Genomic DNA, 15,608 nt, shown 5'->3' with positions numbered 1-15,608 from the left:
ATGCGACGGGATTAATCGTCCAGGAAGCTACGCAGGACTTCAGAACGGCTCGGGTGACGCAGTTTACGCAGCGCCTTCGCTTCGATCTGACGGATACGTTCGCGGGTAACGTCGAACTGTTTACCCACTTCTTCCAGCGTGTGGTCGGTGTTCATATCGATACCGAAACGCATACGCAGGACTTTCGCTTCACGAGCGGTCAAACCGGCCAGCACGTCGTGCGTTGCCGCACGCAGGCTTTCGGTGGTCGCAGAATCCAGCGGCAGCTCGAGGGTGGTATCCTCGATGAAATCCCCCAGATGCGAATCTTCATCGTCACCGATCGGGGTTTCCATGGAGATCGGCTCTTTGGCGATCTTCAGCACTTTACGGATCTTGTCTTCCGGCATCAGCATGCGTTCAGCCAGTTCTTCCGGCGTCGGTTCGCGACCCATCTCTTGCAGCATCTGGCGAGAGATACGGTTGAGTTTGTTGATCGTCTCAATCATATGCACCGGAATACGGATGGTGCGCGCCTGATCCGCGATAGAGCGGGTGATCGCCTGACGGATCCACCAGGTGGCGTAGGTGGAGAACTTGTAACCACGACGGTATTCGAACTTATCGACCGCTTTCATCAGACCGATGTTGCCTTCCTGAATCAGATCCAGGAACTGCAGACCACGGTTGGTGTATTTCTTGGCGATAGAGATAACCAGACGTAAGTTGGCTTCAACCATCTCTTTCTTCGCACGACGCGCTTTCGCTTCGCCGATGGACATGCGACGGTTGATGTCTTTGACCTGTTCGATAGTCAGGCCGGTCTCTTCTTCGATCTGTTGCAGCTTCTGCAGGCCACGGTGAACGTCATCGGCCACATCGTGCAGTTTTTCGGACCACGGTTTGTTCATCGCGATAGCCGCGTTGAACCAGGTTTCGCTGGTCTCGTTGCCGGTGAACAGGGTGATGAAGTTCTTCTTCGGCATTTTGCACTGCTCAACGCAGAGCTTCATGATCAGACGTTCCTGGGTACGAACCCTGTCCATCATGACGCGCATGCTGTTCACGAGGTAGTCGAACTGCTTCGGTACCAGACGGAACTGCTTGAATACTTCAGACAGCTTCAGGATCTCAGCCTGGGCATCGGCGTGGCTACGACCTTTCGCTTTGATGGTGTCACGCGTGACTTCGTACTGCGTACGCAGTTCACCGAACTTCTCGCGCGCCAGCTCAGGGTCGATGCTGTTGTCGTCATCGCTGCTGTCGTCGTCTTCTTCTTCGTCTTCGTCCTCATCGTCATCCATGTCTTCCTGAGATAACTCAGAGCCGACATGAGTGGCGGTAGGGGCCATATCTTCTTCCGCGTTCGGATCGACAAAACCGGTGATCAGATCGGACAGACGGGCTTCTTCAGCCTCAACGCGATCGTACTGCTCAAGCAGATAGGTAATGGCTTCCGGATATTCAGCCACGGAGCACTGAACCTGGTTGATCCCGTCTTCGATGCGTTTCGCAATATCGATTTCGCCTTCGCGGGTCAACAGTTCAACGGTACCCATTTCACGCATGTACATGCGAACCGGGTCAGTGGTACGACCGATTTCAGACTCTACGCTGGACAGAACTTGCGCAGCCGCTTCTTCCGCGTCTTCGTCGGTACTGGTGGTGTTTTCAGCAAGCAGCAGATCATCGGCATCCGGTGCTTCTTCCATCACCTGAATACCCATGTCGTTGATCATTTGGATGATATCTTCAATCTGATCTGAATCGACGATATCTTCCGGCAGATGGTCATTGACCTCGGCATAGGTCAGATAGCCTTGCTCCTTACCACGGGTGACAAGAAGCTTCAGCTGTGACTGCGGGTTTTGCTCCATAAGACGGTATCCACACTTAATTCGTTTGATTAGCGTCAGCAAGCCGTTGCTGCCAACATTTAAAGCGAGGGCGTACTTATATTTGTGCCGCTGCCTCTCAGTGCGGCTGTCGGGGGCTTCCCGATCGCTATTCGGCACTTAAGCCGTTAAATACTTCATCCTTCAAGTTGTCTCTGTGTTAGCGGCGTTCTCTTGCTGCCTTGATACAACTCGAATGATTTTGTCTGTTTCAATTATTTCTTCGCCAGTTCCTGATTCAACGTCCAGAGTTCCCGGCGTTCTTCGCTGCTTAAACCGTGTGTGCGCTCGCGGGCGATTAGCTCTTCCTGGCGCAGCTCAAGCATCGAATCAAACATATGGTTGAGTGAGTCGGTGAAGGTTTTTTCAGCAATATCCTTATCTGCTATATCGTCCCACATCGACAGTTTTTCAAGGGTGGCCGCATCATTTGTGCCACGATAGTGTTCTAAAAGTTGTCCGGTAGTGAGTCCGGGCTGGGACAAACAAGTGTTGACCAGTTCAGCGAATAAGCCAAGTCCGGGCAGTTTATTCTGATCCAGACCACTTAGTGGCGGCACCATCGGCGCCAGTTCCGGATTTTGCACCAGCAGTCCTATCAGTATACGCATGGTCGTGCGTTTTAGCTGCGGAGCGGGTCGGGAAGCCCCACTTTCGGACAATTTTGGCATTAATCGTTCAAGTTGGCTGTCATCCAGAATGCCAAGCTTGTTGCCCAATTCCTGGCGCAGATAAATGCGCAACGTTTCACCCGGTACCTGTGTGATGAGCGGCAGCGCCAGCGTACTCAACTGCGCACGTCCGTCCGGGGTGCTCAGGTCCACCTGCGGCAGCAGGCTATTAAACAAAAACGCGGAGAGCGGCAGGGCCTGCTCCATCCGGGCTTCGAATGCCTCTTTCCCCTCTTTACGCACCAGCGTATCGGGGTCTTCGCCATCAGGTAAAAACATAAAGCGTAGCTGACGACCATCCGTCATGTACGGCAGCGCGGTTTCCAGTGCGCGCCAGGCGGCGTCTCGTCCGGCCCGGTCACCGTCATAACAGCAAATGACGTTGTTCGTGGCGCGGAACAGAAGCTGAATATGATCGGCGGTGGTTGAAGTGCCCAACGAAGCCACGGCATAGTTAATGCCATACTGCGCCAGCGCCACCACATCCATATAGCCTTCCACCACTAACAGACGTTGCGGATCGGCGTCATCCTGCTGCGCTTCATAAAGGCCATACAGCTGGCGACCCTTATGGAAAATATCGGTTTCCGGGGAGTTAAGGTACTTCGGCAGGGCATCACCCAGCACACGACCACCAAAACCTATCACCCGGCCACGCTTGTCGCGGATGGGGAACATCACCCGTTCGCGGAAACGATCGTAACTGCGTCCCTGATCGTTGGTGACCAACATGCCCGCATCCACCAGCGACTGGCGATTTTCGCTATTGCCGCCAAACCGTTTCAGGACGTTGTCCCAACCGGGGGGCGCAAAGCCAATAGCAAAACGCGCGATCACTTCACTACTGAGTCCTCGCTTTTCCAGATACTGGCGCGCAGGGGTAGCGGCGGGTTGCATCAGAGATTGCTGATAAAACGTGTTCAGGCCATCCATCAGTTGATAAAGGCTTTGCCGTTGATGGCGCTCTATCTGGCTGGGGCCTGTGCCTGCTTCAAACGGGACGTCAAGATTATGCATGGCCGCCAGTTCTTCGACGGTTTCCACGAACTCGAGCTTGTCGTAGTTCATCAGGAAGTCGATGACGTTGCCGTGCGCGCCGCATCCGAAGCAGTGATAAAACTGTTTTTCGCCGTTTACGGTGAAAGAGGGGGTTTTTTCGTTATGGAACGGACAGCACGCGTGATAATTCTTGCCCTGCTTTTTCAGCTTTACCCGCGCGTCGATGAGATCGACGATGTCGGTTCGTGCCAGCAGGTCATTGATAAATACGCGTGGGATTCGTCCAGCCATATGCCCCGTTTATTTTTATGACTCATATACACAAAATCATTCAGGTTGCATCAAGGCGGCAAGAGAGCGAATCCTCAGGAGCGTACATCAGTACGTGACTGAGGTGAACGAGCGCAGCCAACGCAGAGGCAGCTTGAATGACGACGTATATAAACGAAAATAAGCCGCGCATTCCTTTCGGAAGCACGGCCTTACAACTACAACTCGGTCTGAATCGAGAGCCTCAGCCCTCGACAGAGATTAGTACAGACGAGTGCGGCGTGCGTTTTCGCGAGCCAGTTTCTTCGCGTGACGTTTCACAGCAGAAGCTTTAGCGCGCTTACGTTCGGTAGTCGGTTTTTCATAGAACTCACGACGACGAACTTCCGCCAGAACGCCTGCTTTCTCGCAGGAACGCTTGAAGCGACGCAGTGCTACGTCGAACGGCTCGTTTTCACGTACTTTAATTACCGGCATGTAACTCTCACCTTTAATAAATTCGGTTTGCCGCTGGCATCAGCGCCAGCTTATTTCAAAATGGTGCGGAATTTTACTGCAATTGCTGCTGCTTTGTAAAGCACCGATGCGATTTTGAAAGGGACTTTTATAAGGGGGGAGAGTATACACGAAATCGGGAGTGAGGGTATACATCTACCCGCATTCGACCTACACTGCGCGGTAATAAAGTGAGGTAGAAACAAGTCATGCGTGTACTGGGAATTGAAACATCCTGCGATGAAACCGGCATCGCCATTTACGACGACGAAAAAGGTCTGTTAGCCAACCAATTGTATAGTCAGGTGAAATTACATGCTGACTACGGCGGAGTCGTGCCTGAACTGGCCTCCCGCGATCATGTTCGCAAAACGGTGCCGTTGATCCAGGCGGCGCTGAAAGAGGCGGGACTGAGTGCAAAAGAGATTGATGCGGTGGCGTATACCGCAGGACCGGGTCTGGTTGGCGCGCTGCTGGTTGGCGCAACCGTCGGTCGTTCTCTGGCGTTTGCGTGGAATGTGCCCGCGATCCCTGTACACCACATGGAAGGACATCTGCTGGCGCCAATGCTGGAAGATAATCCGCCGGAATTCCCCTTTGTGGCGCTGTTGGTGTCGGGGGGGCATACCCAGCTTATCAGCGTGACTGGCGTCGGACAGTATGCACTGCTGGGTGAATCGATTGATGACGCCGCCGGTGAAGCGTTCGATAAAACCGCAAAACTGCTGGGGCTTGACTATCCTGGCGGTCCGATGCTGTCGAAAATGGCGTCGCAGGGCACCGCCGGACGTTTTGTTTTCCCGCGGCCCATGACCGATCGTCCGGGGCTGGATTTCAGCTTCTCCGGACTGAAAACCTTTGCGGCGAATACGATCCGCAATAACGGCGACGATGAGCAAACCCGTGCTGATATCGCCCGGGCGTTTGAAGACGCGGTGGTGGATACGTTGATGATCAAGTGTAAACGCGCGCTGGATCAGACCGGCTTTAAGCGCCTGGTGATGGCGGGCGGCGTCAGCGCCAACCGCACGCTGCGAGCGAAGCTGGCGGAGATGATGCAAAAACGCCGTGGCGAAGTATTTTATGCCCGTCCGGAATTTTGCACCGATAACGGGGCGATGATTGCCTATGCCGGTATGGTGCGCTTTAAAGCGGGCGCTACGGCGGATCTCGGCGTGACCGTGCGTCCACGTTGGCCATTGGCGGAACTGCCTGCTGCTTAGATGTTGTTTGTCCTGCCCGGTGGCGCTACGCTTACCGGGCCTACGAATCTATTCTCTGCGTTTACCGGATCGACAAGACCGTAGGCCGGGTCGGGCGAAGCCGCCACCCGGCAATACACCGCATTATACCCGCAACATTCCTCTGTCTTCCAGAAATGCAATAATCGTCGCCAGACCGTCACCCGATTTCAAATTGGTAAACGTCCACGGGCGTTCGCCGCGCATGCGCAACGTATCGCGTTCCATCACCTCCAGCGACGCGCCGACATAGGGAGCGAGATCGGTTTTGTTGATCACCAGGAAATCCGATTTGGTGATCCCCGGTCCGCCTTTACGCGGGATCTTTTCCCCTTCGGCGACGTCGATCACATAGATCGTCAGATCCGCCAGCTCCGGGCTGAAGGTGGCGCTCAGATTGTCGCCGCCGCTCTCGACAAAGATCAGATCCAGATTGCCGAATTTTTCGCTTAATGCTTCCACCGCCGACAGATTCATCGAGGCGTCTTCGCGGATGGCGGTATGCGGACAGCCGCCGGTTTCTACACCGACAATACGTTCCGGCGCCAGTGCGCCCGCTTCGGTGAGAATCCGCTGATCTTCTTTGGTGTAGATATCGTTGGTGACCACCGCCAGTTGCCAGCGGTCGCGCATCGCTTTGCATAACGCTTCCAGCAGGGCAGTTTTACCGGAACCGACCGGGCCGCCTACGCCAACGCGCAGGGGATGTTTGTACTCACTCATTGTCTCTCCTCAGGAGCGAAATAAACGGCAATATTGGGTTTCATGGCGTGCAGAGGCGATGGCTGCCAGCGGCGTGGCGGAACCCAGACGGTCGTCCGGACACGCCAGCGCTTGCGTCATGCCTTTGGCGTACTGTGCGCAAAGTGAAATAATCAGCCGTTGCGCGGCCTGTTGACCAAACGGCACCAGCTTAACTCCGGCCATCACGGCGCTCTCGATCCAGCTGTAGCCGAGCGTTAACGCCAGGTCATGCAGCGGAATACGCCACTGTACGCCCAGCCAGGCCATACCGCAGAGCTGACTGTCGGCAAAGCGTGTGCGCCATTGCTGCGGGCACTCTGGCTGCCAGTCGACCACCAGTCGGGTGAACGCTACACCCCGGCTACGCTCTTCTTCCCGCAGCTCGCGGGTTTCCCGGCAGGCCAGCAGATACGCGGTCCAGCGGCGTGCGGCGTCAATATCATCCTGTTCACAGGCGTGATACAAACGGGCAAACAGCGGCAGATCAACGGTGAAAACGTTATTTTCCATCTGCCGGATTTGCCAGCATTCGAAGGCGTCCACGCTGTCCACCCAGCCGGTTTCTACCGCCCACTCCAGCCCCTGGGACCAGGTAAACGAGCCCACCGGCAGGCTGCTGCTGGCGAGTTGCAGCAGACGCAACTGCTGTTGTGCGTCACGCATCAGTGCGCATGGCTGTGGTGATGGCCGTGGGATTCACCGGCATACGCCCCGGCCTCGGGTTCAAACGGCAGATGGGCAAACGTCACCTCTAGCCTGAACTGGCGCAGCATCGTGTCCAGAACGTGATCGTGGTGATAGCGCAGTTCGTCCGGCAAAATTTGTAGCGGGACGTGACGGTTGCCGAGGTGGTAACAGGCTTTCGCGAGCAGGAACGGATCGGCGCAACGCACCACCGATACCGCTTCGCTGGCGGCGATGATTTCCACCACTTCCGCGCCATCCTCCGTGCTCAGGCAATCACCGCCGCGCAGCAGCAGACCACGGGGCAGCATCAGCCCCGCCTCGCGCCCGTCATTGAGCTGTACTTTCGCCCGGCTCTTCACGCGGATATCAATCGGCAGCGTCAGCGTGGCGGTGATGTGCGCTGGGGTGTCAACGCGTTGCGTCAATAACAGCATCTCGGCTCCTCAAAATAAAAAGTAACGTTGCGCCATCGGCAGAACATCGGCGGGTTCGCTGGTAATGAGTTCACCGTCAATACGAACCTCGTAGGTCTGGGCATCCACGGTGATAGTCGGTTGCAGGCTGTTGTGGATCATGTCGGCTTTTTTCACCGTCCGGCAGCCTTTCACCACGGCGGTTTGGCTTTGCAAATTGAGCTGCTGTGCGATGCCGTTTGCCATCGCCGCCTGCGACAGAAAGGTCAGCCGGGAATGGTGACGCGCCGCGCCGAGCGCGCCAAACATCATGCGGTAATGTACTGGCTGCGGCGTGGGGATGGAGGCATTAATGTCTCCCATCGGCGCGCAGGCGATCATGCCGCCTTTCACGATCGTTGCAGGCTTCACGCCGAAAAAGGCCGGTGACCAGAGCACCAGATCCGCCAGCTTTCCGGCTTCAATGGAACCGACTTCGTGAGCAATACCGTGGGTCAGCGCCGGATTAATGGTGTACTTGGCGATATAGCGCTTCACGCGCAGATTATCGTTTTCACCCGTCTCCTCGGCTAACGGACCGCGCTGGACCTTCATCCGGTGCGCCACCTGCCAGGTGCGCAGGATCACTTCCCCCACGCGCCCCATCGCCTGTGAATCCGATGAGGTCAGAGAAAACGCGCCAATATCGTGTAACACATCTTCGGCGGCGATGGTCTCCCGACGGATCCGTGATTCGGCAAAGGCGACATCCTCGGCGATATCCGGGTCCAGATGGTGGCAGACCATCAGCATGTCGAGATGTTCATCAATGGTATTGACGGTATAAGGCAGCGTCGGGTTGGTGGAGGAGGGGAGAATATTGGCATGTGCACAGGCGGTGATGATATCCGGCGCATGTCCGCCGCCAGCCCCTTCAGTGTGAAAGGTGTGGATGGTGCGATCGCCAATCGCCGCCAGCGTATCTTCGACAAAGCCTGACTCGTTCAGAGTATCGCTGTGCAGCGCCACCTGAATGTCCATCTCATCGGCCACGGTTAGCGCACAGTCGATAGCCGCAGGCGTCGCGCCCCAGTCTTCGTGGATTTTCAGGCCAATGGCACCGGCGGCAACCTGCTCGCGCAGCGCATCGGGGTGGGAGCCATTGCCTTTACCCAGCAGGCCGATATTGACGGGCAGTGTATCCGCCGCCTGTAGCATCCGGGCGATGTACCACGGCCCCGGCGTGCAGGTGGTGGCGTTGGTGCCGGCAGCCGGTCCGGTGCCGCCGCCAATCATTGTCGTCACGCCGGAGACCAGCGCTTCTTCCGCCTGTTGCGGACAGATCCAGTGAATATGAGTATCCACGCCGCCAGCAGTGACGATCTTGCCTTCACCGGCGATCGCTTCGGTGGCGACGCCGATCGGGATCGTCACGTCCGGCTGAATATCCGGATTCCCGGCTTTGCCAATGGCGAAGATCCTGCCGTCTTTAATGCCGATGTCCGCTTTGACGATCCCCCAGTGATCGACGATCAGCGCGTTGGTGATCACCAGATCCACGCATTCCTGAGACGGCATCTGTCCCTGGCCCATGCCATCGCGGATCACTTTGCCGCCGCCGAATTTCACCTCTTCGCCGTAGGTAGTGAAGTCGTGTTCCACTTCGATCCACAGATCCGTGTCCGCCAGACGCACTTTATCGCCGGTGGTCGGGCCGAACATGTCGGCGTAAGCCTGCCGGGAAATCTCAGCCATGCTTCACCTCCAGCGCACCCATGACGTCGCCGCGAAAGCCAAAAATACGCTGTGCGCCCGCCACGCGAACCAGTTCGATTTCTCGCTTTTGGCCCGGTTCAAAACGTACCGCGGTGCCCGCCGGAATATTCAGCCGAAAACCCCGCGCAGATTCGCGGGAAAAGCGGAGCGCCGGGTTGACCTCGTAAAAGTGGTAGTGCGACCCCACCTGAATGGGGCGATCGCCATGGTTTTCCACCACGATCGTGCGCGTTTCGCGCCCTGCATTGATCGCAATGTTTCCCGCTGCGATCCGGTACTCACCTGGAATCATAGGGTCTCCTTAGACGATCGGACTGTGGACGGTGACCAGCTTCGAACCGTCCGGAAAAGTCGCTTCCACCTGGATGTCCGGGATCATTTCCGGAACGCCTTCCATCACCTGCTCACGGTTCAGAACGTGGCGGCCCTCTTCCATCAGCGAGGCAACGCTTTTACCGTCGCGCGCGCCTTCCATGATAAAGGCGCTGATGAGCGCCACGGATTCCGGATAGTTCAGTTTCAGGCCACGCGCCAGTCGGCGTTCTGCGACCAGCGCGGCGGTAAAGAGCAACAGTTTGTCTTTTTCTCTGGGGGTCAGTTCCATAAGCGTCTCTCAGGTTTGCCAGATGCGCGGCAGGTGCGGTGGCTTTTGGGTTAACAGCGGGCGTAAAAACTGCCAGATGTCGCGCATGACGCGCTGAATAATCAGGTTGTCGTCAGCCAGAAAACGAACCGTCAGCAGTGAGTCGACGAGCGTTGCCCCGGCGTAATCACCGAGCGGAGCCAGACGTTCCCGTGCACCGTCGAGCATCTGTTCCGTGGCCGGATAGCAGAGCAGGGTGCCGCACCATGGCTGGTTGGCGATGGCTGAGAGATCCCCATCCCTCAGCGTCAGGCGTTCAATGAGCAGCGGCTGCCCCTCGCGCCAGATCTCCAGACGGTTATGCAGCGTGCCGTGGCTGAACATCTCTTGCATGACCGGTCGCCCGAGGCAGAGCAGATCCCAGCCCAGCAGGCGGCTTTCCGCGGTGAGATGAAATACGGAGCGGAGGCTGGCGTTAGCGCCGGGGAACAGGATCGTATCCTGCGGCAGCCATTCCAGCGTCGCGTTTGGGGCCAGCGTGAACGTCTGATGCAGGCGCGCCTGCGGGCCTGCGCTACGATAAAACTTACCCGCGCCGGGCATGGTGATTAATACGTGACTGTTTTCGTCCAGCGTGACGGAAATTTGAAGCTCATCGCCGCCGACAATTCCACCGGGCGGATGGAGTAAATAGAGGTGGCAAACATCGTCTTGCGGATAAAACGGCCGTTGAACCGTCAGGGGACCGACGTGGCGTGCGCGGGTGAGCACCGTTTTGTGCGCGGTATGGCTAAACCGCAGGTCGAGTTCGGCCTGCCAGCCCCGTGTCGGTGTCTTGTGCGCAACGGTTTCCAGAGCGTTTCCCTTCTCAGCGTGAGGGTGTTTGCATAGCAAAAAGTATGCCTCAGCGCGGCGGGAAAACGGTCATATGAGACGCTTATGGAAAAAAGGGGCGACAGCCCTGCCGCCCCAACGGGGTTAAAGCAAAACGAGAGGCATCCAGATAAGCCCGGTCGCCAGCAGCAGCACCAGGAAAATCAGGCCGAAAATTGCCCCCAGCCGCCAGTAATCGACGGTCGGCAGATAACCGCTGCCATAGTAGATAGGGCTTGGTCCGGTCGCATACGGGGTGAGAATGCTGCCCAGACCAATAGCCGCACCGACCATCAGGCAGAATACCGGTAATGGAATTTCCGGCATCGCCAGCGCGGCAGCGATCATCATCGGTGCCAGCGCGGAAGTGTAGGCCGTTGCGCTGGCAAAAAAGTAACGCAACAGCCAGAACACCACGATCAGCGCGATCATCACCATCACCGGTGAGTAGCCGCTCAATCCGCTGGCCAGCAGCTTGCCAAACCAGGTGATAAAGCCAGTGTTGTTCAGTCCGGTTGCGAGGGTGATAAGCGAGGCCAGCCAGAAGAAGACGTTCCACGCCGATTTATTACTGACGATGTCATCCCAGGAGATGATGCGCAGCACCAGCATCAGAGCGACGACGCTATAGCCGACCATGGCGGCGTCGATGTAGTCCCCACCGAAGATCCACAACACCAGGGCGCCTACCATCAGCACCAGCATTTTTTTCTCACGCGAACAGAGCGGCCCCATCTCCTTGAGTTCCGATTCCGCCCAGCGTGGCACCTGATCGCCCGACTTCAGCACGGGCGGATACAGCACATAGGCGAGCCACGGCACCAACAGAACCAGCAAAATGCTCAGCGGCAGCATGCCTAAGAACCAGTCGCCCCAGCTCAGCGCCGTATGGGATGCGGTCTTCATCAGGCCAATCAGCAGCAGGTTCGGCGCCATTGCCGTCAGGAAAATGGCGCTGGTCACGCAGTCGGCGGTGATCCCCATCCACATAATGTAAGAACCAATGGAACGGGCGCTGGGATCGTTGGGTTTTGAGTTATAGAGCGGTGGCAGGTTGCGGATAATTGGGTAGATGATCCCTGCGCCGCGTGCGGAGTTAGACGGTGTAACGGGAGCGAGGATCAGCTCGGAGAACATCACCGCATAGCCGAGAAACAGCGTGCGGTGCCCCATTTTTTTTACCAGCATCAGCGCGATACGCCGACCGAGGCCGGTTTTTTCATAGCCGGTGCCAAACATAAAAGCGGCGAAAATCAGCCAGATCACCGAGTTAGAAAAACCAGAAACCGCCCACGAGAGCGCTTTGGAGGTAAATTTGAATCCGTCCTGGGCGAGTTGTTCGGGGCTGAACAAAAGCCACGGCGAGAGAACCGCGATAATCGATATCCCAATCATCGCCACGACTGCGCCGGGTACCGGTTCCAGAATGAGTCCCACGATGACGCCGGTAAAGACCGCAAAGTAGAGCCAGGTGTGGCTCTCAAGACCGGTGGGGACGGGCAAAACAGCAATAATGGCGATGACCACCAGCGGAGCCAGATATCGCCACCAACCAGATAAAGGTGCCATTGTCGTATCCCTGCGAAAGAGGGAGAGGCACAGGCCTCTCCGGAAGGGTTATTTGATGTAATGCACGTGTTCGCAGATTTCGTCGATGATGGGACCGCGACGTTCGGCGAACTGTTTTTTGTTTTCGGCAATCAGGTTGTTGCCGTGGGTGTCGATAGAGACAATCAGCGGACCGAACTCTTTCACCCGGCAAACCCACAGCGATTCCGGCATACCGAGCTCCATCCAGTGCACTTCTTCGATCTCTTCCACCTGAGTGGCTGCCAGCACCGCGCATCCTGCCGGGAAGATCACGTGCAGCGCCTTGAATTTCTGGCAACCTTCTTCCGTTAACGGCCCCATGCCGCCTTTACCCACCACCAGTTTGACGCCCGTTTGCTCAATGAACTCTTTTTCAAAGGCTTCCATACGCATGCTGGTGGTCGGGCCGACGGAGACCATCTCCCATTTTTCACCGTTCTTACGCACGATCGGTCCGGCATGGAAAATCGCTTTGCCGTTGAGGTCGTAGGGGATCGGGCGCTTCAGTTCGATCAGGCGGCGGTGGCAGACGTCGCGGCAGGTCACCAGCGTTCCGGTCAGATAGATCACATCGCCAACGCGGATGTCTTCCAGGTCTTCGGCTTTGATCGGGGTTGTGAGGATCTTTTTCATAACGCGCTCCGGGTGTGAGACAGGTTTTCGAAGGAGAGGTCAGAATGGACCAGCAGCGTACCGCGACGGTGCGCCCAGCAGCCGGTGGAGACGGCGACGCCAATGGTTGACGGGTGACGCGCGGCGGATTCGATATGCACGCCTATCACGGAACTGTTGCCAGTCAGTCCCTGCGGACCAATGCCCAGCCGGTTCAGCCCCTCTTCCAGACGCAGTTCGAGCTCTGCCGCTTTGGGATTCGGGTGGCGGGTGCCGATCGGACGCAGCACTGCTTTACGCGACAGCACGGCGGCGGTTTCAACCGAGGTGGCGATCCCCACGCCGACCAGCACCGGCGGGCAAGCGTTGACGGCAAGCGTCGAGATGTTTTCAAAGACGAATTTCACAACGCCTTCGTAGCCTTCGGAAGGCATCAGCACTTTGGATCGCCCCGGCAACGTGCAGCCGCCACCGGCCATGTAGACTTCAATTTCCGCGTCTTCGCCATCAGGGATGATGTCCCACGTCACCCACGGTACGCCGCTACCGGTGTTTTTACCGGTATTCACTTCGTCAAAAATTTCTACCGCATTGTGACGCAGCGGCGCTTTCACCGTGGCGTCTTCCACCGCTTGCTTGAGAATGCTTTGCAACTCACCCAACAGCGGGAAACGGGAACCCACCTTCACGAAGAACATGATCTCACCGGTGTCCTGGCAGGCCGGACGGTTAAGATCGATAGCCTTCTGCATGTTGTCGAACATTGTGTGGTAGATGATTTGCCCCATCTTTGAGGTTTCGGCATCACGTAGCTGTTTTAATTTGTCCACCACATCGTCGGGCATGCGCGTGGAAATCATGGCGGTAAAATTGGCGACTATTTCCGTCAGCGTATTAACCGCATTTTGATTATTTTGATTGCTCATCATGTCAACTCCAGTTCTTTTATTTGTCTGGAAATAAATTCTCCCTCACAAACTACCACTGAATGTGTGGTTTTATATTATTTGCCACTGTGTATATGCAATTAACAGTTCGTGAATGATGCTGAAGAAAGATGATGAAAATTGAGCAAGGGCAGAGATTAACCTGAGATTGCGAATTACACTTCAGGTATCAATTTCATGGATAACCCGAAAAATGCTCAAAAACTGGCCCTTAGCCAAAGACCTTCAGGTGCTGGTGGAAATCGTCCATACGGGCAGCTTTAGCGCCGCGGCATGTGCCCTCGGACAAACGCCGGCCTTTGTGACAAAGCGGATCCAGATTCTGGAAACCACGCTTGCCACCACGCTGCTTAACCGCTCGGCGCGCGGCGTGGCGCTGACGGAAAGCGGTCAGCGCTGTTACGAACAGGCGCTGGTGATCCTGACGCAATATCAGCGCCTGATCGACGACGTGACGCAAATCAAAACGCGCCCGGAAGGGATGATTCGTATTGGTTGTAGTTTCGGATTTGGCCGCAGTCATATTGCGCCCGCGATTACCGAACTGATGCGCAATTATCCTGAGTTACAGGTCCATTTTGAACTCTTCGATCGGCAAATTGATTTGGTTCAGGATAATATCGATCTCGATATTCGTATTAACGATGAGATCCCGGATTATTATATTGCGCATTTGTTAACAAAGAATAAAAGAATATTGTGTGCCTCCCCAGGATATTTACAAAAATATCCTGAACCCAAAACCTTGCAGGAATTAAGTCACCACGATTGTCTGGTGACAAAAGAGCGTGATATGACGCACGGAATATGGGAACTGGGAAATGGCACGACGAAAAAATCGGTCAAAGTGAGCGGGCATCTCTCTTCCAACAGCGGTGAAGTCGTTCTGCAATGGGCGCTGGAAGGCAAAGGCATCATGCTGCGTTCAGAGTGGGATGTGCAGCCGTTTCTGGCGAGCGGCAAGCTGGTGCGGGTGTTGCCGGAATATGCGCAGAGCGCCAACATCTGGGCGGTCTATCAGGAACCACTGTACCGCAGCGTGAAGCTCGGAGTCTGCGTGGAGTTTCTGGCGGCATGGTGCCAGCAGCGCTTAGGCAAGCCGGACGAAGGCTATCAGGTGCTGTAGGCCGGACTGGACAACGCCATTTCCGGCCAGCGTTACTCGGGATCTTTTTCGCGTCTTTTGCGCAGTTTGGTCCAGATCTTCGTCTCCTGGCGGCGCCACAGGCGCTGGATGTTGTCATGATGGCGCAGCAAAATCAGGCACGACAGCATGGAGACCGGGAAAGTGAACTGCGGTTTGAACCACCAGACATAGAACGGGGCAATCAGCGCGCTGACGATCGCCCCCAGCGATGAATAACCACTCAACAGGACGGTGAGCAACCAGGTGCCCGCCATCACGCCGGTGAGATCCCAACCGATAGGCGCGATAGCGCCAAAGGCTGTCGCCACGCCTTTCCCACCTTTGAAACCGAAAAAGACTGGCCAGATATGCCCCAGACAGGCGGCGATGGCGATAAGACCCAGCCAGAACGGGCTAACGCCCAGCGCATACGCGCCCCAGACGGGCAACATCCCTTTCAGGACGTCGAAAATCAGGACCGCTGCGGCTGCTCCCTTGCCACCGATTCGTAACACATTGGTCGCGCCAGGGTTGCCGGAGCCGCTGCTACGCGGGTCGGGCAAGCCAGCAATGCGGCAGACCAGAATGGCACTGGAAATGGAGCCGCAGAGGTACGCGAAGAGGATCATTCCAGGCGCGATTGCACTCATAAGCTGTTCCGTTTTGAAAATGTCGTGTAAAACGCTACTTCTGTGGATAATACGCATATTTCGCCGGAAGTGGTATCC

General features: G+C 56.3%; 16 protein-coding genes. 2 read left to right on the top strand and 14 right to left on the bottom strand.

Annotated elements, in window-relative coordinates; translation table 11 throughout:
• Positions 1 to 11: 11 nt before the first annotated feature.
• The 3 genes from rpoD to rpsU form a co-directional block, all read right to left on the bottom strand.
• On the bottom strand, positions 12 to 1,856 hold the full coding sequence (gene rpoD / locus WM46_RS16310) for an RNA polymerase sigma factor RpoD (RefSeq protein ID WP_061076252.1): 1,845 nt from the start codon (positions 1,854 to 1,856) through the stop codon (positions 12 to 14).
• Between the two features lie 233 nt (positions 1,857 to 2,089).
• Positions 2,090 to 3,835 carry a DNA primase gene (gene dnaG / locus WM46_RS16305; RefSeq protein WP_102602831.1) on the bottom strand — a complete coding sequence of 582 codons (1,746 nt, stop codon included), beginning with the start codon at positions 3,833 to 3,835 and terminating at the stop codon, positions 2,090 to 2,092.
• 240 nt (positions 3,836 to 4,075) lie between these two features.
• Complete coding sequence (gene rpsU, locus WM46_RS16300) at positions 4,076 to 4,291, bottom strand: 30S ribosomal protein S21 (protein ID WP_001144069.1); 216 nt, start codon at positions 4,289 to 4,291, stop codon at positions 4,076 to 4,078.
• A gap of 227 nt (positions 4,292 to 4,518) precedes the next feature.
• Here rpsU and tsaD point away from each other — a divergent pair, with 227 nt between their 5' ends.
• Positions 4,519 to 5,532 (top strand): tRNA (adenosine(37)-N6)-threonylcarbamoyltransferase complex transferase subunit TsaD, encoded by a 1,014-nt coding sequence (gene tsaD / locus WM46_RS16295; protein ID WP_102602830.1) that lies wholly within the window; start codon positions 4,519 to 4,521, stop codon positions 5,530 to 5,532.
• A gap of 123 nt (positions 5,533 to 5,655) precedes the next feature.
• Here tsaD and ureG read toward each other — a convergent pair whose 3' ends face one another.
• From ureG to ttdA, 10 genes are all read right to left on the bottom strand, one after another.
• A complete protein-coding gene (gene ureG / locus WM46_RS16290) occupies positions 5,656 to 6,273 on the bottom strand; it encodes an urease accessory protein UreG (RefSeq protein ID WP_102602829.1) in 618 nt (205 codons plus the stop codon).
• 9 nt (positions 6,274 to 6,282) lie between these two features.
• Complete coding sequence (locus WM46_RS16285) at positions 6,283 to 6,957, bottom strand: urease accessory protein UreF (protein ID WP_102602828.1); 675 nt, start codon at positions 6,955 to 6,957, stop codon at positions 6,283 to 6,285.
• On the bottom strand, positions 6,957 to 7,415 hold the full coding sequence (ureE, locus tag WM46_RS16280) for an urease accessory protein UreE (RefSeq protein ID WP_102602827.1): 459 nt from the start codon (positions 7,413 to 7,415) through the stop codon (positions 6,957 to 6,959). The genes WM46_RS16285 and ureE overlap by 1 nt, the downstream gene beginning before the upstream one ends.
• A 9-nt stretch (positions 7,416 to 7,424) precedes the next feature.
• Complete coding sequence (ureC, locus tag WM46_RS16275; protein WP_102602826.1) at positions 7,425 to 9,128, bottom strand: urease subunit alpha; 1,704 nt, start codon at positions 9,126 to 9,128, stop codon at positions 7,425 to 7,427.
• Positions 9,121 to 9,441 carry an urease subunit beta gene (locus WM46_RS16270; protein WP_102602825.1) on the bottom strand — a complete coding sequence of 107 codons (321 nt, stop codon included), beginning with the start codon at positions 9,439 to 9,441 and terminating at the stop codon, positions 9,121 to 9,123. The genes ureC and WM46_RS16270 overlap by 8 nt, the downstream gene beginning before the upstream one ends.
• Positions 9,442 to 9,450: 9 nt before the next feature.
• Entirely contained in the window at positions 9,451 to 9,753 is a 303-nt protein-coding gene (locus tag WM46_RS16265) for an urease subunit gamma (RefSeq protein WP_061076260.1), read from the bottom strand.
• A gap of 9 nt (positions 9,754 to 9,762) precedes the next feature.
• Complete coding sequence (locus WM46_RS16260; protein ID WP_262360502.1) at positions 9,763 to 10,587, bottom strand: urease accessory protein UreD; 825 nt, start codon at positions 10,585 to 10,587, stop codon at positions 9,763 to 9,765.
• A 123-nt stretch (positions 10,588 to 10,710) separates the two neighbouring features.
• Positions 10,711 to 12,174 carry an anion permease gene (locus WM46_RS16255; RefSeq protein ID WP_042998189.1) on the bottom strand — a complete coding sequence of 488 codons (1,464 nt, stop codon included), beginning with the start codon at positions 12,172 to 12,174 and terminating at the stop codon, positions 10,711 to 10,713.
• 48 nt (positions 12,175 to 12,222) lie between these two features.
• Positions 12,223 to 12,828: a L(+)-tartrate dehydratase subunit beta gene (gene ttdB / locus WM46_RS16250; protein WP_102602824.1), complete on the bottom strand. Its 606-nt coding sequence runs from the start codon at positions 12,826 to 12,828 to the stop codon at positions 12,223 to 12,225.
• Positions 12,825 to 13,736 (bottom strand): L(+)-tartrate dehydratase subunit alpha, encoded by a 912-nt coding sequence (ttdA, locus tag WM46_RS16245; protein ID WP_102602823.1) that lies wholly within the window; start codon positions 13,734 to 13,736, stop codon positions 12,825 to 12,827. Before ttdA ends, ttdB begins: the two co-directional genes overlap by 4 nt.
• Before the next feature lie 211 nt (positions 13,737 to 13,947).
• On the opposite strand from ttdA, the gene WM46_RS16240 reads away from it, so the two are divergent.
• Positions 13,948 to 14,880: an L-tartrate utilization transcriptional activator TtdR gene (locus tag WM46_RS16240; RefSeq protein ID WP_102602822.1), complete on the top strand. Its 933-nt coding sequence runs from the start codon at positions 13,948 to 13,950 to the stop codon at positions 14,878 to 14,880.
• Between the two features lie 32 nt (positions 14,881 to 14,912).
• On the opposite strand, the gene plsY is transcribed toward WM46_RS16240, so the two are convergent.
• The gene (gene plsY / locus WM46_RS16235; RefSeq protein WP_042998187.1) at positions 14,913 to 15,530 is read right to left on the bottom strand and encodes a glycerol-3-phosphate 1-O-acyltransferase PlsY; all 618 of its coding nucleotides are present in this window, start codon (positions 15,528 to 15,530) and stop codon (positions 14,913 to 14,915) included.
• Positions 15,531 to 15,608: the final 78 nt, after the last annotated feature.

It is taken from the genome of Citrobacter freundii complex sp. CFNIH2 (assembly GCF_002880615.1).
Lineage (GTDB): Bacteria > Pseudomonadota > Gammaproteobacteria > Enterobacterales > Enterobacteriaceae > Citrobacter_A > Citrobacter_A amalonaticus_F.
This window is presented reverse-complemented; position numbering and strand designations above follow the sequence as displayed.